The following is a 21,002-nucleotide window of genomic DNA, read 5'->3' as shown; positions in this document are numbered from 1 at the left end:
GCGGCGCCGCCGGCCTGATCCTCGGGGAGCAGGGTGCCCCGGCCGGGCGGCCGGGGCGCGGACCGTCAGTGGGCCAGGTAGGTGCGCAGGTGCCGGGCGGTCAGGGTGTCGCCGTGGGCGACGAGGTCGTGGGGGGTGCCGGTGAAGACGATCCGGCCGCCGTCGTGACCGGCGCCCGGGCCCAGGTCGATGATCCAGTCGGCGTGGGCCATCACCGCCTGGTGGTGCTCGATGACGATCACGGTGTTGCCGTCGTCGACGAGCCGGTCCAGCAGGGCCAGAAGCTGGTCCACGTCGGCCAGGTGCAGGCCGGTGGTCGGTTCGTCCAGGATGTAGGTGGTGCCCTTGTCGGCCATCCGGATGGCCAGCTTGAGGCGCTGGCGCTCACCGCCGGACAGCGTGGTCAGCGGCTGGCCCAGGCTGAGGTAGCCCAGGCCCACGTCGTACAGCCGGTCGAGGATGTCGCGGGCCTGGCGTTCGGTGAAGAACCCGCGGGCCTCGTCCACCGGCATGGCCAGCACCTGGCTGATGTCCTTGCCGCGCAGCTTGTACGTCAGCACCTGCGGGGTGAACCGCCGGCCCTCGCACTGCTCGCAGACGGAGGCGACCCCGGCCATCATCGCCAGGTCGGTGTAGACCAGGCCGATGCCCCGGCAGCCGGGGCAGGCGCCCTCCGAATTGGCGCTGAACAACGCGGCCTTGACCCCGTTGGCCTTGGCGAAGGCGGTCCGGATCGGGTCCAGCAGCCCGGTGTAGGTGGCCGGGTTGCTGCGGCGGGAGCCGCGGATCGGCGACTGGTCGACCACCACCACGCCGTCCCGGCCGGTCAGCGAGCCGTGGATCAGTGAGCTCTTGCCGGATCCGGCGACGCCGGTGACCACCGTCAGCACGCCGAGTGGGACGTCGACGCTGACGTTGCGGAGGTTGTGCCGGTCGGCGTCCTTGATCGGCAGTTGCCCGCGGTGCGGGCGCACCCGGGGACGCAGCCCGGCCCGGTGGTCCAGGTGCCGTCCGGTGAGGGTGTCCGAGCCGCGCAGTCCCGCGACGTCGCCGGTGTAACAGATGTGCCCGCCGGCCGTGCCGGCGCCCGGCCCCAGGTCGACCACGTGGTCGGCGATCGCGATCGTCTCGGGTTTGTGCTCGACGACCAGGACCGTGTTGCCCTTGTCGCGCAGCCGCAGCAGCAGGTCGTTCATCCGCTGGATGTCGTGCGGGTGCAGCCCGGCGGTCGGCTCGTCGAAGACGTAGGTGACGTCGGTCAGGCTGGAGCCCAGATGCCGGACCATCTTCACCCGCTGCGCCTCGCCGCCGGACAGGGTGCCGGACTCGCGGTCCAGGCTCAGGTAGCCCAGCCCGATCTCGACCAGCGAGTCCAGGGTGGTGCTCAGGGTGGCCACCAGCGGCGCCACCTGCGGGTCGTCGATACCGCGGACGAACTTGGCCAGGTCGCTGATCTGCATGGCCGCGCACTCGGCGATGTTGTGGCCGTTGACCCGGGCGGCCAGCGCGGCCGGGTTCAGCCGGGCGCCGCCGCAGTCCGGGCAGGCGGCGAACACCACGGCCCGGTCCACGAACGCCCGGATGTGGGGCTGCATGGACTCGCGGTCCTTGGACAGGAACAGCCGCCGCACCTTGACCACGAGGCCTTCGTAGGTGGTGTTCATGCCGGCCAGCTTCATCTTGGTGGCGGGCTTGTGGAGGAAGTCCTGCCACTGCTGGTCGGTGTAGTCCCTGAGCTTGACGTCGGGGTCGACGAAGCCGGAGTCGGCCAGGCTCTTCCAGTACCACGAGCCCACGGCGAAGTTGGGGACGGTGATCGCGCCCTCGTTCAGTGACAGCTCTCGGTCCACGAACTGGTCGATGTCGATATCGGCCACCTTGCCGAGCCCCTCGCACCGCGGGCACATGCCCTCGGCGCTGTTGAAGCTGAAGGCGGTCGAGGTGCCCACGTGCGGGGTGCCGAGCCGGCTGAAGATGATGCGCAGCATCGTATGAGCGTCGGTCGCGGTGCCGACCGTGGAGCGGGAGTTGGCGCCCATCCGCTCCTGGTCGACGATGATCGCCGCGCTCAGGTTGCGCAGCGCGTCCACCTCCGGCCGACCGAGGCCGGGCATGAACGACTGGACGAACGCGGTGTAGGTCTCGTCGATCAGCCGCCGTGACTCCGCCGCGATGGTCCCGAAGACCAGGGAGGACTTGCCCGACCCCGACACTCCGGTGAACACGGTGAGCCGGCGTTTGGGGAGGTCCACATCGATGTCGGCCAGGTTGTTCTCCCTGGCTCCGCGGACCTCGATGACGTCGTGGGCGTCGGCGGGATGCCGTCCGGTCTGCTGGGGGGTCATGCTGCGGCTCCGATATCCTTAGGACATAAAGAGTTGATTAGTTTACGCCATAAGGAGTTGGCCTGTGGTCGTTTTCGCCGGGCAGGGCGATCCACGCCGTTCGATGAGCCTGCTGTGGCGGGCGGAGCCGGAGCGCACCCGTCCGGGGCCCAAGCCCGCGCTCAGCGTGGCGGAGATCGTGGACGCGGCCATCGCCGTCGCCGACACCGCCGGCATTGCCGCCCTGTCCATGCGCGCGGTCGGCGAACGGCTCGGCCGGACGGCCATGGCCCTTTACACGTACGTGCCCGGCAAAGGCGAGCTGATCGACTTGATGTCCGACCGCGTCCTGGCCGAACTGCCCGCCGACTATGACCTGTCGGCGGGGTGGCGGCCCGCGGTGACCGCCTGGGCGAACGACCTGTGGGTCTGCTACCTGCGCCATCCGTGGCTGCTGCAGGTGTCGCAGGCGCGCCCGGTGCTGGGCCCCGGTGAGCACACGATGCTTGAGTCGCTGCTGCGCGTGCTGCGCCCGACCGGTGTGCCGGCCCGGACGCTGTGGCGCCTGGCCGGGACGCTGTCGTGCTTCGTGCGCGGTTCGGCCCAGGCGGTCGCGGAGACCCGGCAGGCCACGGCAACGACCGGCGTCGGCGAAGACGAATGGTGGTACACCCGCTCGGCCCTGCTGGAGGAACTCGCCCCCGACTTCGACGAGCGGTTCCCGACGCTGAGCTGGATGGCCGGCCAGGAGGCGTTCCGCAACGAGGACGAAAGCGTCCCCTACCTGGAGCAGGAGGCCCGGGAGACGTTCGAGGCCGGGCTCGGCTTCCTGCTGGACGGAATCGAGGCGACCATCGCCCCCCGGTCCTGAGGCGGTGCCGCCGAGATGCCGTCCGGCCTCATGACCATGAGGTCAGATGGAGCCTGAGAAGGTGTCGCAGGCGCCCGGGTCGCCGGTCCGGTAGCCGGTGGAGAACCACCTGTGCCGCTGCGCCGACGTGCCGTGGGTGAACGAGTCGGGGTCGACGCGACCCTGGGCGCGCTCCTGGATGCGGTCGTCGCCGACGGCCTCGGCGGCGCTGATCGCCTCCTGGATGTCGGTGTCGCTGAACGGCTTGCTGTAGAAGCCGGTGTCCACCGCGTGCTTGGCCCAGACGCCGGCGTGGCAGTCGGCCTGGAGCTCCAGCCGTACGGAGCCGCTGGTGGCGCCCTTGGGGTCGGCCTGGGCCCTGGCCATGGTGCCGAGCAGGTTCTGCACGTGGTGCCCGTACTCGTGGGCGATGACGTACGCCTGCGCGAACGGGCCGCCCTCGGCGCCGAAGTCCCGCTGGAGCCGGCCGAAGAAGGTCAGGTCCAGGTAGACCCTCTGGTCCGCCGGGCAGTAGAACGGCCCCACGTCGGACGTCGCGTAGCCGCACGCCGTCTGGGTGGCCTGGCTGAACAACCGGGTCCGCGCGGGAACGTAGTCCCGGCCGTTGCGCTCGAAGACCTCGCTCCAGTACCGCTGGATGCTGTTGACCACGCCGACGACCCGGCAGTCCTCGGACTGGTCCGCGTCGCTGCCCGTACGGCACTGCGCGCTCAGGTTGCCGGCGGGCTGCGCCTGCCGCTGTGGCCCGCCGCCCCCGCCGCCGGTGATGTCCACACCGAACAACAGGGTCAGCACCAACCCGATGATGCCGACGGCGCCACCGCCGATGACGAGTCCCCCACCGGGAAAACCGCCTCCACGGGCGTCCTCGACCTGTGACGCGTCAAGCCGTGCGTTGTCTTCGAAATCCATCCGGCACTCCCTACGGCCCTTGCCGAACGGCGTGTTCCCTCCGGCTCGTTCTCTAATCACCGGGCCGCGGGGGTGGCCCGGCTCATGAGGTCGGGGGCGGTGTGGCGGGCGCGCCCGTTGCGGCGTCGGCATAGCGGCGGGCCAGGCGCGCGAAGGCATGTTTGAGCTCGGCCGGGCCGACGACCTCGATGTCGGCGTCGAACCTGCCGATGGCGGCGGCCAGACTGGGCCATGACCACGAGCCCAGGACGAGCCGGCAGCGGTTCGGGCCGAGTTCCTCGACGACTCCGTCGCGAGTGTGGCCGGACACGACGGCCGCGGGCAGGTCGAGGATCACCTCACCGCGACAGGGCCAGTCGCCGGAGCCGTCGGAGCCCCGGAACCTGCCGACCACAAAGGCGGCCACCTCACCGCCGGGCAGCTCGCGCGGGGTGAAGCGGGGCCCTGTGGGAGTGCGCGGGACGATCCGGTCGGCACGGAAGATCCGCCAGTCCTCGCGGTCGAGGTCCCAGGCGACGAGATACCAGCGCCCGCCCCAGGTGAGGAGGTGATGGGGCTGCACCCGGCGCGGTGGGCGCGGCGCGTCGTCGTCCGTCTGTGGCAGGTATGCGGGGGTGTAGTCGAAACGCAACACCTCACGGGCGTGGACGGCGGCGCTGAGCGCCATGAGCACGCTGCCGTCGGCCTGCGGGGCCGGCCGGGCCTCGGGCCGCTCGACGACGGTGACCTGGAGGGTGTCGATCCGGCTGCGCAGCCGTGCGGGCATGACCTGCCGGACGGTGTGCAACGCGCGCGCCGCGGCCTCCTCGATGCCGGCACCGGCGGTGGTGGCGATCTGGAGTGCGATGGCCAGGGCGACGGCCTGCTCATCGTCGAACAGCAACGGGGGCAGCCGAGTGCCGGCCGCAAGCCGGTACCCGCCGTCGGGCCCTTTGCAGGCCACGATGGGATAGCCGAGCTCGCGCAGGCGCTCGACATCACGGCGCACAGTGCGCGGGCTGACCTCCAGCCGCTCGGCCAGCAGCGCCCCCGGCCAGTCCCGGCGCGTCTGGAGCAACGAGAGCAACGCCAGCAGCCGTGCTGAAGTCTTCGGCATGAGCCCATAGTGCCCCGAGAAGCGGCCACTCCCTGGCCGCTTCCCCTGCGACTGTGGCTACCAAGCAGGGCCGCACGAGCCGGCCCTCGTGGTCATCACCTCATGGTCATCAAAGGAGCCAGCATGTCCATCAACGCCGTGACCCACCTGAACTTCCGGGGCGACGCCCGCGCGGCGCTCACGTTCTACCAGTCCGTGTTCGGCGGGGACGTGGTCATGGTCACCTACAAGGATGCCGGGAACGTCCAGGATCCGTCCGAGGCCGACCAGGTGATGTGGGGCCAGGTGACCGCTGCCAGCGGTTTCCGCGTGATGGCCTACGACGTGCCCTCGCGCACGCCGTGGAGCCAGGGAGAGAACGCGTTCTTCGTCTCGCTCCGCGGCGAAGCGGCCGAGGAGGTCACCTCGTACTGGGAGAGGCTCAGCGACGGCGCGACCGTCCTGCAGCCGCTGGGGCCCGCGCAGTGGGCGCCCCTGTACGGGATGCTGAAGGACCGGTTCGGCGTCACCTGGGTCGTGGACGTCGTCAGCGAGTACTCCGCGGCGTGAGCCGATGACCGTTCTCAGCATCCAGGCGCTCAACCGCGCGACGCTCGCCCGGCAGTTGCTGCTCGATCGCGCGGACATGCCGGTCCGCGACGCCATCGCGCACCTGTGCGGCCTGCAGGCGCAGGAACCGCAGGAACCGTTCGTCGGGCTCTGGTCGCGGCTGCGCGCATTCGACCCGGCGGTGCTCTCGGACCTGCTCGTCGGGCGGAGCGTGGTGCGGACCCATCTCATGCGCCGCACCGTCCACCTCCTCACCGCCGACGACGTCCTGGCCTGGCGGGCCCGCCACGACGCCATGCTGCGTCAACGGGTCCTGGGGACCTACCGCCACGAACTCGCCGGGATAGACCTCGACGAGCTCGCGGCGGCGGGCCGGGCGGTGATGGCCGACGGCCGGCCCCGCTCGATGGCCGAACTCGCGCGGGCGCTGACCGAACGCTGGCCGACGTCGGAGCCGCGGGCGCTGGGCGAGATGCTGATCGCCGCCCTCCTCCCGATGGTGCAGCTGCCGCCGCGCGGGCTGTGGCGCACAAGGGCGGGAGTGCGCAACATGCTGCTGTCCTCGTGGCTGGGGCGCGAGATCGACCCACCGTCCCCGGACGGCTCCGATCCAGTCGGTCAGGCGCTGGTACGCCGCTATCTGGCCGCGTTCGGCCCCGCCGCCACGGCCGACCTGCGCGCCTGGTGCGGCCTGGCCGGGCTGCCCGCCGCGGTGACCGCGATACGCCAGGAGCTGGTCACCTTCCGCGACGAGCGGGGCCGGGAGCTGCTGGACCTTCCCGACGCGCCGCGCCCCGACCCCGACACACCCGCCCCGGTACGGTTCCTGCCGGCGTTCGACAACGCGATCCTCGGCTACCACGACCGCAGCCGGATCATCGACGACGCCCACCGTGGCCTGTCGGTCGCCGGCGCCCGCGTCGTCCTGGTCGAGGGCCGGGTTTCCGCGACCTGGATCGTCCAGGCCGGCACCGTGGTCGTCACCCCGCTGCGTCGCTTCTCCCGAGCCGACTGCACCGCCGTGGCCGAGCAGGGGCGGGCGCTGGCGTCGTTCCTGTCCGACGACGACAGCGACCGCGTACGGATCGCCACCTCTCCTCAATGAGCGGCCCGGACGCGGGCCTGGTGGCGGGCCGCCGCGGAGAGGCCCTCACGTGGGCCTCTCCGCGGCGGGGACACCTTCCCAAGCAGGCGGGAGCCGCAGCGACAGGGCGCTGCGGCTCCCTGGACCGCACCCTTGGGTCGTCCGACTCCATTGGACAGGAACAAGGGTGCGGCCGAGCGACGGGCTACGAGGAGACGTCGCCCAGTCGGGTGGGCAACACGGCCCAGGCGCGGGTGAACAGTGATGGGATGCGCGGCAGCGTGGCCAGGTCTTCGGCCGGCTTGAGGGCGGGGCGGTCGCGGAACAGCTGGTGCAGGGTGATCTCGGCTTCCAGGCGGGCCAGGTGCGGGCCCACGCACACGTGCGGGCCGTCGCCGAAGGCCAGATGCTTGGCCTGGGGGGTGCGGGTGATGTCGAAGCGGTCGGCGTCGGGGCCGTGCTGGACGGGGTCGCGGTTGGCGGCGGCGTAGGAGATGAGGATGGCCTCTCCCGCCGGGACGGTGACGCCGTCGAGGTCGAGGTCCTGGCGGGGGTAGCGGCCGATGAAGTTGGTGATCGGCGGGTCCCAGCGCAGCGTCTCCTCCACCACCGACTTCCAGACGGCCGGATCCTCGGCGGCGAGGGCGAGGGCGAGCTGGTCGGGGTGGGCCAGCAGGGCGTGGACGGCGTTGCCGATCAGGCCGACGGTGGTCTCGTGGCCGGCGGTCAGCAGCACCCACAGCGTTCCGGCCAGTTCGCCCTCCGACAGCGAGCTGTCGCCCCGGGCACGGTCGGCGATCATGGCACTGGTCAGGTCGTCACCCGGCTCGCGGGTCCGCCAGGCGACCAGTTCGGCCAGGAAGTGCGGGATCTCGGCCTGGGTGGCGGCGACCTGCTGCGGGGTGGTGTCGGTGCGGAAGATGCTGTCGACCAGATGCCGCAGCCGTGGCCGCAGTTCGCCGGGCACACCGAGGAGTTCGCAGATGACCTGGACCGGTACCTCCACCGCCAGGTCCCGGCGCAGGTCCACCACGTCGGACTGGTCGGCGTGGTCGGGCAGCCGTGCCAGGGTGGTGGTCACGATCTGCCGGATGCGGCCGGTCAGGTCCTGCACACGGCGGTGGGTGAAGGTCTGGATGACCGGACGCCGCAGCCGCTGATGCTCGGCGCCGTCGGCGACCACCATGTTGGGCGGCACCTTGACCATCCCCACCATCGGGTTGTCGTCGGCGAGCCGCCCGTCGACGGCCGCCGTCCAGTGCCGCCAGTCCTTGCTGAGCGTCCGGTCCTGCAGCACGCGGACGGCCAGGTCATGGGTGGTGACGGCGAACGCCGGGATGTCGCCGGGCAACAGCACCCGCGCCACCGGCCCGGCGGCGCGCAGCCGGGCGACCTCGCCGTGGTGGTCGGCGCCGGTGGGGTCGAGGCGGACGAGGGGGACGTCGGCCTGGTCGAGGGTCATCGGGCTTCTCCAGGGATGCGCGGACGGGAGGGGACGGTGCTGAACGTGGTGGCGGCCAGGCCCGGATCAGGGGACGGCCGTCGCAGGTGGCCCGGGCGGTACGGCGGCAGTCCGGAGCCGGTCGGCGGCCGGGAAGACGACGTGCAGGTGGGCGGGGTGGCGGGTCCAGGGCGAGGGGATCAGCGGCACCGGCGCCTGCGGGTCGGCCAGGGTGACGCCGGGGAGTTCGTGCAGCGCGGTCTCGACGGCGACCCGGGTGATCAGCCGGGCCGGGATCTTGGCGGGGCAGGTGTGGGATCCGGCGCTGAAACCCAGGTGGGAGCGGTTGTCGATCTCCTGCCACCAGTCACCGGTATGGATGCGGGGGTCGAAGCCGGCGGCGGCCAGGCCGAGGATCAACGCGTCCCCCCGTTCGATCCGCCGGCCGTCGATCTGGCAGTCGGCCAGCGGGAACCGGGCGGGCATGTGCGTCATGGGCGGATCGAGTCTCAGCACTTCGTCGAGGGCCTCGTTGACGCCGAGGGTGCCGCCGCGGATGTTGCCCGAAAAGCGGGGATCACCGAGCATCAACAGCAGCGTCCGGGCGATCCAGATGGCAGTGGTCTCATAGCCCGCGGAGATCATCAACAGCATCTCCTGCATGACCTCGGTGTCGTTGCGCAGGTTGGGGTGGTGCAGGAACGCGGTGGTCAGGTCACCCGCGGGTGCGGCTTTGCGGGCGTGCAGGACCTCCCCCAGGATCTGCTGGACGTCCCGGTAGCCGTCCTGGGAGTCGGTGCCGGAGCCGAACAGCGCCAGCAGGCCGTCGCGGAGCCGGCGGCCGTGGTCGAGGTCGATGCCGAACATGGTGCCGGCCACGGTCAGCATCGGGATGTAGGAGGCGTACTCGGCGATCAGGTCGGCGTGCCCGCGGCCGACGAAACCGCGGGTCAGCTCGGTGCAGATGGCACGGATCCGCCGCTGCATCGCGTGCTGGTCCAGCTCGCGCAGACCCTCGTCGAGGGGGGCGCGCAGCCGCCGGTGGGTGTCCCCGTCGGCGAAGTAGGCGTTGTCGCGGGGGAACATCATCGGCCCCAGCCCGGAGTCCGGGTCGACGAGACCCTGGGCGTAGTCGCGCCAGTGGTTCGGGTCGCGGGCGAAGCGCCGTTCGTCCTGTACGACGTCCAGGATCTCCCGGTGCCCCAGCAGCAGCCAGCCGTTGATCTCACGCTGGCGGCCCTTTTCCAGCAGCACCGGCGCGACCTGGCCGTACTGCCGCCGCAGCCGCGCGTAGGCGGCGGGCAGGTCGCGGCTGGCGGTGATGTCGGCCAGGGGCGTCAGTCCGGTCATGTCCGCCAAGCGGCCGGCCGAGCGGGTCATGGGGTCCTGCCTTCCGCGGTGAGGTCGAGGGCATGCCGGACCAGGGCGATCAGGGCCTGCTTGGCCGAGTCCCGATCGATGGCGACACATGTGGTGACGGGGGTGTGCGCCGGCAGGTCCAGCTTGCTGTGCACCGTGCCCAGGTCGTGGTCGGCGGAGTCGGGAAACAGGTTCACCGCCACGACGGTCGGCAGGTGCGGGGCGCGCGTCTCCAACTGGTCGAGCACCTCGAAGCTGTCGTCCAGGCGCCGGGTGTCCACCAGCACCAGCGCACCGGCCGCGCCGGCCGCCAGCCCGTACCCCTCCCACACGTTCCAGAAGCGCTGCTGTCCCGGAGTGCCGAACAGGTACAGCGCCAGTGGCGGGGCCTTGCGGGGGGTCAAGGTGATGCGGCCGAAGTCCATCGCGACCGTGGTGGTGCTCTTGTGGTCCAGCCCGTCCAGGCGGTCGGTGCCCTTACCGAGGGTGGTCATGAGGGCCTCGGTGCACAGCGGGGGGATCTCGCTGAGCCGGGAGATGAAGGTGGTCTTGCCGACCCCGAGGGATCCGGCGACCAGCAGTTTCACCGACTGCTCGACCGTGTCGTCGATGTAGGCCGGGCGAGCGGGCGCCGGGGCGGGCGGGTGGGTGTCAGAGCTGTTGGAGACCATCGAGAAGCGCTCGCAGGAGGTGGTGGTCGGGCGATGAGGGCGACGCAGGCTGCGCGGCGGGCCGGGCGCGGACGGTCAAGTGGCCGGCGTCGATGAGGTCACTGGCCAGCACGGCGGCCACGCTGATCGGCTGGTGCAGGGCCTGGGCGGCCTCGGCCAGCGACAGCAGCCCCCGGCAGATGTCCAGGAAGGCCCGCTCCTCCCGGGTGGCCGACGGCGGCGGCCGCCGGTCCGGGTCGGTGACGATAAGCAGCGTCTCGGGCCGCAGGGTGTTGCGGGAAGGCTGCGACCGGCCACGGGTCATCACATAGGCCCGCACCGGCTGGCGGGGCGCCTCCCCGGGCGTCCCGCCGGTGCGGGGTGCACCGCCCGGGGAGGTCATGACCGGCCGGTACGGGCCGGGGCGTTCATCCCCCGCCCGATCCAGTCGACCTGCCTTTGCATCTGCCGGGCGACCAGGGCCGGGTCGATGCTCTTGTCGGCCCACACCGCCAGCACGGTGTTGTGGGCGGCGCCGCGCACGAACAGGACCGCATCCGGGTACTTCATGAACTGCTCCTGCACGGACTCCACCGGAACGGCCTGTCCGCCCGCGGCCTCGGCCGGCGCGTCGGCGGCCCGGGAGCCCGAGGCGCCGGTGAGCGCGGCCGCGAGCCCGTCCCCGAGCTGGGCGAAACCCGCGCAGGCCGCCGACAGGTGCTCGGCCTGCCAGCGTTCGGTGGAGGCCGACCAGGCCAGGGGGAGGCCGTCGCGGGAGCACACCACGGCGTGCCGGACGCCCGGCAGTTCCAGCCCCTCGAGCATCCAGCCGTTGTCCTCCGGCGCCCTGCCGATGCCCCCGCCCGTCCGGCTGCTGATCTCGGTCATCATCGCTCCTTGTGCTCGGGTGAATCGGCATCCGCATCCGTATCCGCATCGGCATCGGCGCCGCCGACGCCGGTGTCGAGGTCGCTGGGGTCGAGGTCGCCGGTGTCGAGGTCGCCGGTCGCCCCGAAGTACCGGCCGGCCCACTCGGCCGCCTCGTCAGGGGTCTCCCGCGAAACGGCCCCGGTGGCATGAGGCAGGAGGCCGGGTCCGGGACCGGACGGTGCGGACCTGTGGCGCCGGGCCCGGCGTTGCGGCAGCTCCTCGCGGGCAGGTCGTGCCGGACCGGATGTCCTGGCCGACGGGTCGCCGGGGGCCTGATTGCCTCGTTCCAACACCGGCCCGTGCTCGTCTGCCCCCGGACGGTCCGGGTACGGCGGCCGAGCCGGGGCCGGATCGCCCAGGGCGGCGGCCGGGTCGACGGTGACGGTCAGCTCGCCGGGCACCCACACCACCGCCTGGATCCCGCGGAACATCGACTCGCGCAGCTCGACCCCGAATCCATGCCGGCGGGCGTACTCCCCCACCACGGCCAGGCCCCGTTGCGGGGTCGCTCCCAGGTCCGCCAGGCCGACCGGGCGGCGGCCGGAGGCGATCTCGCGTTGCAGCATGAGCGTGTGGGGGTCCATGCCCAACCCGCAGTCGTCGATCTCCACCACCGCGCCGTCACGCACTCCCCGCACCCGCACGTCCACCATGTCGGCGGGTGTGGAGCTCTGGGTGGCGTTGGCCAGCAGCTCGGCCAGCAGATGGATCAGCGCTTCGGCGGCCACCGAGGCGATCCCCAGCAGCGGATCGCCGACGACGTGGACCCGCTCGAACGCCACGATGCGTCCCTGCGCCGCCCGTACGGCCTCCACCAGCGGCAGGTCCGGCCATTGCTGACCCGGATGCCGTCCGCACAGCACCGCCAGGCCCTGCGCCATCCGCTGCAGTTGCGCCGCGGCGTGATCGACCTTGTTGCCGGTGTCCAGCACGTCGGGGTCGGCCGAATGCCTCCGTTGCATCGCGGCGGCCTCCGCCTGCACCCGCAGCGCCCCCGCCATCAGGTCCTGTGTCGTCGCTACCACGGCGCCGGTGATGGCATCGACGCGGTTCAGCTCGCGGGTGCGCTGCCGTTCCGCCTCCGCCGCCACGAGCCGGACGACGTGTTCGAGCTGGTCCGCCAACTGCGGCTCCAGACCGGTCTCCCCCGGCGGCGGCGCCTGCTGTCCTTGCAGCACCGCTTCCAGCCGCCCGGCGAGCTGGTCCAGTGCCGCGGCGACCGTCTGCATGCGCTCCTCGTGGAAGGCCCGCCACCGGGCGTCGCGGTCACCGATCGCGGCGCTGAGCCGGGCGTCCCTCGCGTTGTGCCGCAGTATCAGCCACCAGCCCCCCACCGCGGCCACGGCCATCAGGGCCAAAGCCGCCGGCACCACCCAGCCGGCCCGCCGGTACAGGGCCGCCATCGCGGCGGCGAGCGCCAGCACACCGCCGGCCGCGAGCAGGCCGGTCGGCCGCGGCCGCCTTGTGGACGGTGGAGGTGATTCCTCTGCCGGGGGTGAGGCGCTGGCCGGGGAGGGGAGGTCCATGGTCACTTTCATGCCGAGAGAAGCCTGACTGGGGGACGAGGCGGCGCGGGCCGCAGGCGGGGGGCTGTGCCGTACGCGCCTGGGACGCGGACGTCACGATCCGCGAAAGGTCCGGTGGCGCAGCCCGTGCCGGGTCGGCCTGTGCCCGCCCAGGTTCATGTCCCCGGGCCTCGCCAGGGGCAGTCGGTGGACGACGCCGGGTGTGCAACGCCGGGGACTGGCCGAAACTCATAGTCCTCTCCACAGGAAAGCCGGTCTGCGGCTCGCATCGCGGTCAAGACCATAAATAGCAGCTTGGGGATCACGGAGGAGGGCTTATGGACTGTCCAAACCAACCGTCTTCCCGTTCGCTCTGAAGGCCCCGCCTCCGGCGCCGAAAGCCCACCGGTCACCCGCCGCGGTGATTCCGACGACAGCATCAAGATCATGAACCACTCTCCCGCGGAAGGGGCCATAACGAGATAAAGAGTCCGTCCCCTGGCGGGCCCGTCGGCGCTGGTCATCGGCGTTCTCGCTGATACGGCCGGCTTCGGCCGGCCGTCGATGGCCGCTTGCGGCCAGGCCCTGTGATATGGGCCACTGTCACGGCTTCGGCCCAGCGAGATCCCTTCGTCTCGCCCCTTCCGAAAACAAGGCGTCCACGCACCCCTTGCCAATGCAGTGGGCGTGATGGTCGGACACATTGCCGAATTACGAGGCATTGACCGTCGAACGCTGTTGTGCACATGACGGCAGGCGTCATCGATCGGCTCGCCGGCGGTCCTGCGCCACCAGTAGGCAGCCGTGGTATTGCATGACGACGGGCAGCAGGCCATAAGTTGGCGCGCACGGTTCTGAGGACCCCGGTGCGGCGATGCACCGGAGCCCCTCGGCGAGAAGACCTCCTACGAGATCAAGGCGCCGGCTCCGGCCGGTCCGGGACGTTGCACTGCAAGCGAATGTGTGGCAAGTCAGCGCACGACGCGGTACCAGTGCGCGGACTCGTCGGCCAGTGGCTCCAGCCGGACGCGCCTGCCGCCGGGGCTGTCGAACAGGCGCACTCCGTCGCCCAGGAGCACCGGGGCGATGAAGACCAGCACCTCGTCAAGAAGCCCCGCTTCGACGCACTGCCTGGCGACGTTGGCGCCCAGCAGGTTGACGTAGCGGTCCCCGGCGGCGGCCTTGGCCTTGGCGACCGCGGTCTGCAGGTCGCCGACGAACGTGACGCCCGCGACGGGCTCGGCCGGTGGCCGATGGGTCAGCACGAACACCGGCCCGTGGTACTGGCCGCCGAACGCGCCCTCCTTGTCGGTGCCCTTGTTGGGGTCATCGCCTCCGAAGGTGACGTTCCCGGCGAGGACGGCTCCGACCCGCGTGACCAGGCGGGCGGCCGTCGGGTTCGGGGTGCCCAGGTGTTCGGTCAGCCAGGACATGTCCCCGCCGGGCCCGGCGATGTAGCCGTCCAGCGACATCGTCGCCGAGTACAGAAGCTTTGCCACAGACCTTCCTTCCGTCGTCCTCGGCAAGCAAGACCGCTCCTGGAGCGGAAACTCATCGCACCACCGGAGTCGGTCCCGCCTCGGGCGGCGGGTTCACCACGATGACCTGTCCGCCCCGGCGCCCTCGAAGCTGGACGGTCGTGAGCAACGCCCGCCCGCCTATCGATCGCGGAATCCTGAGGTTACGGCGAGGGGCGCGGTGGCTCGGTGAGCGATGTGGAAGGCGGTGACTGCCCTTCCGGCTCGGCGACGATGAGGGGTCGCAGGGTGCTCGCGGCGATCCGCATGCCCTGCAGGGTCTTGTCGAGGGTGCCGCCCCATACGGGGTCTTCGTGCTCGACGGCAATGTCGCCGTCGTATCCGGCTGCGTAGAGCGCGTCGATGATCCGGTTCCAGTCGAGCTGCCCGCGACCGGGAACGCGGTAGCGCCACCACCCGACGTCGGTGGGCGAGGCTCGTCCGGCCGTCTTGCCGAAGACTCCGTAGCGAGTGCGTGCCCGTTCATCGATCTGGATGTCCTTGGCCTGGACGTGCCCGACGATGCCGGCCTGCAGGGCGTGGTCAAGGGCATCGAGCGGGTCGATGCCGAGCCAGGGCAGGTGAGAAGGGTCGTAGGTGAGGCCGAAGCCGAGGCCGGCCATCCAGTCCCACAGCTCGGGCGAGTAGGCGAGGTTGGCCGGGTAGCCGTCGGGATGCCAGCCTTCCATCGGGCAGTTCTCGGCGAGCAGCCGCACGCCGCGGTCGGCCGCGTACCGGGCCAGCGGGGGCAGGTGCCGCTCGGCCTGCTTGAGATTGTCGGCCACCGGCAGGTCGATGTCCCGGCCGATGAAGGTGGTGACATGCCGGACGCCCAGGGCCGCCGCCGCGTCGACGCAGGCTCGCAGGTGCCGGTGGATGCGGTCGCGTTCGGCGGGATCGCCGTGCAGGTTGTTGCCGCAGTAGGTCACCGCGGAGATGGTCAGGCCGTAACGGTCCATCAGGTCCCTGACACGGTCGGCGTCGCCGGCGGTGAAGCCGGCCACGTCGAGGTGAGCCGCCTGATGGATGTGCTCGCTGCCGACCGGCCAGGCCGCCACCTCCAGCGCCTCGTACCCGGCCTGGCAGGTCCAGGCGGCGACCTGTTCCAGTGACATCCGGCCGAGAGCGGCCGTCAGGAGGCCGAGCTTCATTCTCACCTCACCACCTGTTCGGGAGCCGGTCGAGCGTCCGGCGATGTGCCGCTCCGGCGCGACAACGGGATGGTCCGGCTCTGTCCTTCGCCTGTGTTCGGGAGCCGCCCCAGGTCGGGGATGTGCCCGCGGGAACGTGCCCGCTCTTGGAGACGGAAGAGCCCGTGGAGCCATGCGGTCGTGTCACGGCTCAGGGGATGGACCGGGCCGTGTCTTTCATCCTGGATGCGCAAGATCTGCACGAGGTCGTTGATCGCGTGGTGCAGAACGCGGTCGTCGCGCGGCTCCATCTGCACACGGGCCAGGTGAAGGTACTTCAGGGTCTCCAGCGTGTCGGGATGGCGATCCCCCTGGACACGCGCGCGGTCATCCGCCAGGGCTTGCAGAAGGGTGACCGCCTGTGCCCCCTCTTCGGCGAGTACGAGCATCTTCCCCTTGGAATGCCGCGCGTCAAGAGCGTCGGCGTGGTCAGCGCCCAGCTCATGGGACCGGTCGATGATGACGTCGTCATAGCCCCGCACCGATTCGTTCACCCATCCCTGTTGCCCCAGGAGCCAGGAGTATCTGCACCGGAGATGCCACAGCATCGGTGTAACGGTGCCTCGGGGCTGGGCCAGGCGGGCCTCCAGCGAGCGGAATCCCCCCTCGGCCTCCTGCGACCGGCCGCTGCCGACGAGCGTCCAGAGCAGCAGCAGCGCCGTACGCGGGTCACCAGAGCCGAACACCCGCTCTTCGTCCTCGCTCAGCCGGCGCAGCAGCTTCTCGGCCCGCCGGTACAGGCCGAGCTCGGACAGGGCCTCGGCCCGGACACGCCGCACCTCCAACACGGCCGGATGGCGGCGGCCCAGGAACTCCAGATGCGGGAACGCAGCCCGGATCAGGCGCAAAGCAGCACGCTCGTCCCGATCCGTGATCAAAGCCTGCGCCAACGCGGCCACCGCTGCCAGGACCACCGCCGAACCTTCCGCGCCCAACGCCCCGGCAGGGCATCTGCTCAGCAGTTCCTGCAGTTCCACGACCACGGCCCTGGTCTCCTCCCGGTCCCCGGGACTCGCCATCCGCAGGTCACGAGCAGACATCGCCTGCGATTCCGCGGCCTCCACGGCGCTGGTCGCGGCGCGGCCGACATCCCGGCTCTGGGCGAGAGATGCCCCGGCGCGGCAGGGAAGGACAGTGTCGGGGGGCGATGCGGGGGCGGGCGAGGCGTCGCCGCGCGACCGGCCGGCGCCGTGGGTACGGGCGGCCTCGACGATCTGCCGCCACTGCCACTCCAGCCGTTCCGGGGTGAAGTAGCGGCTGATCATGTGGTCGATGGTGTCCAGGTCGTCGACGGGCTCGTGGAGGTTGATGTCCCGTCCGGGCTCGCCGGGCAGGTCGGAGGTCTGACGGGACTCGTTCACCGGGCATCCTTCTGATCGATCTGTGACACGTCCGATCCCGCATCGCCCCGTGCGGCGACCTGGTACTCCTGTCCGACCAGGGGTCGGAGGCGCCGGCGGGCGAGCTGGTGGTTCTTGCGGACCGTGGCCGGGGTCTTGCCGAGCAGATCAGCGATCTCCCGGCCGCTGAGCCCGTCCAGGACGCACCGCATGACCTTCTGCTGGGCGGGTGGGCAGTGGGCGAGCAGCTGATCCACCCACTGCCGGCCCTCCCACTCCTCCAGCCGGAGGTCCTGCCAGGCTTCCGGGAGCGCGTATCCGCCCTTGACGGCCAGTTCGTGGCCGCGTCTGTCGCGCCTGCGGACGTCGGCGAAACGGTTGAGCACCGACTTGCGCGCGTACGGACGAGGGGAACGGATCCTCTCCCCGTCCATGACACGGCGCAGCATCTCGACGAAGGTGTCCTGAGCGGCGTCTTCGGCCTCCTGCAACGTCCCGCCCGCCGCCATCACCACCCTGGCCAGCACCCGGAACTCGGCTTTGCAGAACGGCTCGAACCAGGCGGGCAGCTCACCCGGAGACCGTGGAGAAGGCGCCGTCACCACTCCCCCTGTGGCCGTTTCCCGAGATGCCACCGGCGCTCTCCGATCGGTTGAGCCGTCCTGCCCGTTTCCCTGGAGACCGCCGAGGCGGCCCGGGTGTGAAACCGGAACCGGAGAAAGTTTTCCGGCCCCTCGCCGAGGGCGAGCGCGGGCCTGCCCTTCCCGGGACATGTCACCGCCTCCCCCCGATCAACACGCCGATCAGCCCGCCGACCAGCAGGGCGACCAGCACGGCCGCGGCACCGGCGATCGCGGTGGCCACGACGGAACGGGTGGCCGTGTAGGCGTCGGCGATGGCGGCGATGGCGGCGATCACCCCGTTGAGCAGGACCAGCGGGGCACCCGCGTCCCAGGTCGGACAGGGCCGCCGCGGGGGCTCGGCCTCGATTGGCTGATCGATTTCGTTGGCGGTCAAAGCGCGGGTCCCCCTCGTGGAATGGACGGCTGGGTTACCGTCACTGGGGAGACCCCCGACCCGGCACAAATGTGAAAATCGCAGGTCACAAGGTGAATGCGCACAAGGCGGCGGCGCGCCGCCGCTTCGCGAGGAGTTCGCGAGGAGTGTGCGAGGAGATTGTCCAGCCGTAGCGGACGCTCAAGGCAGAAGATCGAGGCAAACGATCGCAAACGATCAAGGCGCGACCGAAGCGGAGGAGAGCACCCACTCCTCTCCATTCTCAAGGTATAGCGCACCCGGGGGCTTGTGGCAAGACCCGGGTCATGCCGCAGAATCGTCGGCCGAGGCCAGCACCTACGGAAGATGGGAACCCTTGACTACCAGCGCATTCGACCTCCCCGACCACCTCGCCCCCAAGGCCGACCCGGCGCTGATCGCCGACGACGAGCGACACTTCGCGGCCATCGCGGAGAACCTCGGGCAGTCGATCGCCGCCCTGTCCGACCGCCTCGACGCCGAGCGCAGGGCGCCCGGCGGCATCGGCCAGGCGGCGATGGACCGGGACGCGGAGATCCACCGGCTGACCGCTCGACTGCGCATCCTGCGCCGCTTCGGTCTGGACCTGTGCCTCGGACGCATGGTCGTCGCAGACCACCCCGAGCCCGTGTACGTCGGACGGCTCGGCCTCACCGACAGCACGGGTCGCCGGCTACTGCTCGACTGGCGCTCCCCCGCGGCCGAACCGTTCTTCGGCGCGACCCACGCCAACCCGATGGGTCTGACAAGCCGCCGCAGGTATCGCTGGACCCGCGGCCGGATCAGCGACTACTGGGACGAGGTGTTCACCTCGGACGGGTTGGAGGGGCACGCCGCGCTCGACGACCAGTCCGCCTTCATCGCCAGCCTGGGCGGACACCGGTCGACCCGGATGCGGGACGTGCTCGGCACCATCCAGGCCGACCAGGACGCCATCATCCGCGCGGGGTCCCGCGGCGCCCTCGTCGTCGACGGCGGTCCGGGCACGGGGAAGACCGTCGTCGCCCTGCACCGCGCCGCCTACCTCCTCTACTCCGACCCTCGCCTCAGCCACCACCGAGGCGGCGTGCTGTTCGTCGGTCCGCACCAGCCCTACCTGGCCTATGTCTCCGACGTCCTGCCCAGCCTCGGAGAGGAGGGCGTGCAGACCTGCACGCTGCGGGACCTCGTCGACGAGGGCGCCACGGCGGCGATGGAGACCGACCCGGACGTGGCCCGCCTGAAGTCGTCCGCGGACATGGTGAAGGCGATCGACAAGGCCGTCAGGTTCTACGAGAATCCGCCCACCAAGGGGATGACGGTCACGACCCACTGGTCCGACGTCTGGCTCAGCCCCGAGGACTGGGCCGAGGCGTTCGAGGCACCAGAACCCGGTACCCCGCACAACGAGGCGCGTGACCAGATCCTGGAGGAGCTGGTCACGATCCTGCTGGACAAGCACGACGAGGACGTACCGGCTGCCCCGCTCCGCAAGTCGCTGCTGCAGAGCCGGGAACTGCTCATGACCCTCAACAGGGCGTGGCCGCTGCTCGAAGCGGCCGATCTCGTCGGGGACCTGTGGTCGGTGCCCGCCTACCTGCGGATGTGCGCTCCCTGGCTCGGCCCCGACGACGTTCGGAAGCTGCAGCGCGAGGACGCGCAGGCCTGGACGGTGTCCGACCTGCCGCTCCTGGACGCGGCGCGGCAGCGGCTCGGCGACCCGGAGGCGTCACGGCGCAAGCGTCGCCATGAGGCCTCCGTCGCCGCCGAACGCGAGCGCATGACCAGGGTCGTGGACGACCTCATCGCGGTCGCCGACGACGAGTACGGCACGGGCCTGGTCACGATGCTGCGCGGCGAGGACTTCCACGACGCCCTGGTCGACGAGAGCGCACTGTCCAGCGCCGCCCCGGACCTGCTCGCCGGCCCGTTCGCGCACATCATCGTGGACGAGGCCCAGGAGCTGACCGACGCGGAGTGGCAGATGCTGCTGCTGCGCTGCCCGTCCCGGAGCTTCACCATCGTCGGGGACCGTGCCCAGGCCAGGCACGGGTTCACCGAGTCGTGGCGGGAACGGCTGGAGCGGATCGGGCTCGACCGGATCAGCCTGGCCTCCCTGAGCATCAACTACCGGACGCCGGAAGAGGTCATGGCGGAAGCCGAGCCGGTCATCCGGGCCGTGCTCCCGGACGCCAACGTGCCGACCTCCATCCGCAGCGGCGGCGTCCCCGTCGTGCACGGATCGGCCTCGGAGCTGGGCTCGATCCTCGACGGCTGGCTCGCCGAGCACGCCGACGGGGTCGCCTGCGTCATCGGCGATCCCACGTTCCGGTCGACGTCCCGCGTCCGGTCGCTGACCCCGGAGCTGGCGAAGGGGCTCGAGTTCGACCTGGTCGTCCTCGTCGACCCGGAGGCGTTCGGCCAGGGCATCGAAGGAGCGGTCGACCGCTATGTCGCGATGACCCGAGCGACCCAGCGACTGGTCATCCTCACGAGCTCCTGACGTCGGCCTCTGCGGACCGGAACGGTGGCCGGCGGTACCGCGGAGGGCGCTTCGGCCGCTCCATGTACCGCGTTCGAGCTCTGGTCCGGGCCTGGGCATGCGGCCAGGGCGCATCGCCCGCCCAGGTGATCCCAGGTCATCAAATCCTCCAGCGGGGGTAAGAGCCGCAGGGCAGCCACGACCATGGGAGGAAGAATGGTGGGCGAACCATCAGTACGGGCAGTGGGCTGGGCGCGTTCCCTGCCGATGACCAGCAGGGTGAAGGACGCCAGGGACTGGGCGCGTGAGCACCTGGACTCACTGGGATGGACCACCACCGCGCCGCAGACGGTGGATGCGGTGCTGCTGACCGTCTCGGAGCTGGTCACCAACGCCCACGTGCACGCGCACAGCAACGCGCAACTGGTGCTGACCTGGGACAGCCGATGCCTGCATGTGAGCGTGCACGACTCCTCCACCGACCTGCCCGTCCCCCGTCCGGCGAGCACCGAACACGTCGGTGGCCGCGGCATGTTCCTGGTCGACGCGCTGGCCGACACCTGGCAGGCCCATCCCTGCCCGGACGGCAAAACCGTCACCGCCTGTTTCCGCCCGTCCGCCGACTCCGCCGGTTCCGACGACGCCACATGACCCTGCCGCCCCGTTCGCGCGGCAGGCTCTGGTGAGCCTGACCGGCCGGGGAAGGCCGTAGGGCGGCTCACCTGAGGGACGGCGCCT

Annotated in this window: 19 protein-coding genes; 5 read left to right on the top strand and 14 right to left on the bottom strand. The window is 71.2% G+C overall.

What is annotated here, in order from left to right; translation table 11 throughout:
* Nucleotides 1–65: 65 nt before the first annotated feature.
* Complete coding sequence (locus tag C4U03_RS32320) at nt 66–2,345, bottom strand: ATP-binding cassette domain-containing protein (protein ID WP_103943365.1); 2,280 nt, start codon at nt 2,343–2,345, stop codon at nt 66–68.
* A 64-nt stretch (nt 2,346–2,409) separates the two neighbouring features.
* On the opposite strand from C4U03_RS32320, the gene C4U03_RS32315 reads away from it, so the two are divergent.
* Nucleotides 2,410–3,195: a TetR/AcrR family transcriptional regulator gene (locus C4U03_RS32315; RefSeq protein ID WP_103943363.1), complete on the top strand. Its 786-nt coding sequence runs from the start codon at nt 2,410–2,412 to the stop codon at nt 3,193–3,195.
* 42 nt (nt 3,196–3,237) lie between these two features.
* Here the strand turns inward: C4U03_RS32315 and ypfJ are convergent, their stop codons facing one another.
* Together ypfJ and C4U03_RS32305 are read right to left on the bottom strand one after the other, a co-directional pair.
* On the bottom strand, nt 3,238–4,107 hold the full coding sequence (gene ypfJ / locus C4U03_RS32310; protein ID WP_103943361.1) for a KPN_02809 family neutral zinc metallopeptidase: 870 nt from the start codon (nt 4,105–4,107) through the stop codon (nt 3,238–3,240).
* 82 nt (nt 4,108–4,189) lie between these two features.
* Nucleotides 4,190–5,203, bottom strand: a complete 1,014-nt coding sequence (locus C4U03_RS32305) for a helix-turn-helix transcriptional regulator (protein WP_103943359.1) — start codon at nt 5,201–5,203, stop codon at nt 4,190–4,192.
* 123 nt (nt 5,204–5,326) lie between these two features.
* On the opposite strand from C4U03_RS32305, the gene C4U03_RS32300 reads away from it, so the two are divergent.
* Nucleotides 5,327–5,752, top strand: a complete 426-nt coding sequence (locus C4U03_RS32300; protein WP_103943357.1) for a VOC family protein — start codon at nt 5,327–5,329, stop codon at nt 5,750–5,752.
* Nucleotides 5,753–5,756: 4 nt separating this feature from the next.
* Nucleotides 5,757–6,857 (top strand): winged helix DNA-binding domain-containing protein, encoded by a 1,101-nt coding sequence (locus C4U03_RS32295; RefSeq protein WP_103943355.1) that lies wholly within the window; start codon nt 5,757–5,759, stop codon nt 6,855–6,857.
* 184 nt (nt 6,858–7,041) lie between these two features.
* On the opposite strand, the gene C4U03_RS32290 is transcribed toward C4U03_RS32295, so the two are convergent.
* From C4U03_RS32290 to C4U03_RS32235, 11 genes are all read right to left on the bottom strand, one after another.
* Nucleotides 7,042–8,298 carry a cytochrome P450 family protein gene (locus tag C4U03_RS32290; protein WP_103943354.1) on the bottom strand — a complete coding sequence of 419 codons (1,257 nt, stop codon included), beginning with the start codon at nt 8,296–8,298 and terminating at the stop codon, nt 7,042–7,044.
* A gap of 66 nt (nt 8,299–8,364) precedes the next feature.
* Complete coding sequence (locus tag C4U03_RS32285) at nt 8,365–9,627, bottom strand: cytochrome P450 (RefSeq protein ID WP_235018281.1); 1,263 nt, start codon at nt 9,625–9,627, stop codon at nt 8,365–8,367.
* Nucleotides 9,628–9,653: 26 nt separating this feature from the next.
* Nucleotides 9,654–10,307 carry a GTP-binding protein gene (locus C4U03_RS32280; protein WP_103943350.1) on the bottom strand — a complete coding sequence of 218 codons (654 nt, stop codon included), beginning with the start codon at nt 10,305–10,307 and terminating at the stop codon, nt 9,654–9,656.
* Nucleotides 10,288–10,689, bottom strand: coding sequence for a DUF742 domain-containing protein (locus C4U03_RS32275; RefSeq protein ID WP_103943349.1), 402 nt, complete (start codon nt 10,687–10,689; stop codon nt 10,288–10,290). The genes C4U03_RS32280 and C4U03_RS32275 overlap by 20 nt, the downstream gene beginning before the upstream one ends.
* Nucleotides 10,686–11,174 (bottom strand): roadblock/LC7 domain-containing protein, encoded by a 489-nt coding sequence (locus C4U03_RS32270; RefSeq protein WP_160147169.1) that lies wholly within the window; start codon nt 11,172–11,174, stop codon nt 10,686–10,688. Before C4U03_RS32270 ends, C4U03_RS32275 begins: the two co-directional genes overlap by 4 nt.
* Entirely contained in the window at nt 11,174–12,754 is a 1,581-nt protein-coding gene (locus C4U03_RS32265; RefSeq protein WP_146087597.1) for an ATP-binding protein, read from the bottom strand. Before C4U03_RS32265 ends, C4U03_RS32270 begins: the two co-directional genes overlap by 1 nt.
* 938 nt (nt 12,755–13,692) lie before the next feature.
* A complete protein-coding gene (locus C4U03_RS32260) occupies nt 13,693–14,220 on the bottom strand; it encodes a dihydrofolate reductase family protein (RefSeq protein WP_103943343.1) in 528 nt (175 codons plus the stop codon).
* Nucleotides 14,221–14,402: 182 nt separating this feature from the next.
* Nucleotides 14,403–15,389: a sugar phosphate isomerase/epimerase family protein gene (locus C4U03_RS32255; RefSeq protein WP_103943341.1), complete on the bottom strand. Its 987-nt coding sequence runs from the start codon at nt 15,387–15,389 to the stop codon at nt 14,403–14,405.
* A 2-nt stretch (nt 15,390–15,391) separates the two neighbouring features.
* On the bottom strand, nt 15,392–16,693 hold the full coding sequence (locus C4U03_RS40100; protein ID WP_235018280.1) for a hypothetical protein: 1,302 nt from the start codon (nt 16,691–16,693) through the stop codon (nt 15,392–15,394).
* 92 nt (nt 16,694–16,785) lie between these two features.
* Nucleotides 16,786–17,370: an RNA polymerase sigma factor gene (locus tag C4U03_RS32240; RefSeq protein ID WP_160147168.1), complete on the bottom strand. Its 585-nt coding sequence runs from the start codon at nt 17,368–17,370 to the stop codon at nt 16,786–16,788.
* Between the two features lie 172 nt (nt 17,371–17,542).
* Nucleotides 17,543–17,785 (bottom strand): hypothetical protein, encoded by a 243-nt coding sequence (locus C4U03_RS32235; RefSeq protein ID WP_103943336.1) that lies wholly within the window; start codon nt 17,783–17,785, stop codon nt 17,543–17,545.
* Nucleotides 17,786–18,140: 355 nt separating this feature from the next.
* On the opposite strand from C4U03_RS32235, the gene helR reads away from it, so the two are divergent.
* Together helR and C4U03_RS32225 are read left to right on the top strand one after the other, a co-directional pair.
* On the top strand, nt 18,141–20,285 hold the full coding sequence (gene helR / locus C4U03_RS32230) for an RNA polymerase recycling motor ATPase HelR (protein ID WP_103943334.1): 2,145 nt from the start codon (nt 18,141–18,143) through the stop codon (nt 20,283–20,285).
* A gap of 198 nt (nt 20,286–20,483) precedes the next feature.
* Complete coding sequence (locus C4U03_RS32225; RefSeq protein ID WP_103943426.1) at nt 20,484–20,915, top strand: ATP-binding protein; 432 nt, start codon at nt 20,484–20,486, stop codon at nt 20,913–20,915.
* Nucleotides 20,916–21,002 lie beyond the last annotated feature (87 nt).

Source organism: Thermomonospora echinospora (genome assembly GCF_900108175.1).
Classification (GTDB): Bacteria; Actinomycetota; Actinomycetes; order Streptosporangiales; family Streptosporangiaceae; genus Thermomonospora; species Thermomonospora echinospora.
The sequence above is the reverse complement of the archived record's forward strand: the minus strand, read 5'-3'. Positions and strand labels throughout refer to the sequence as shown.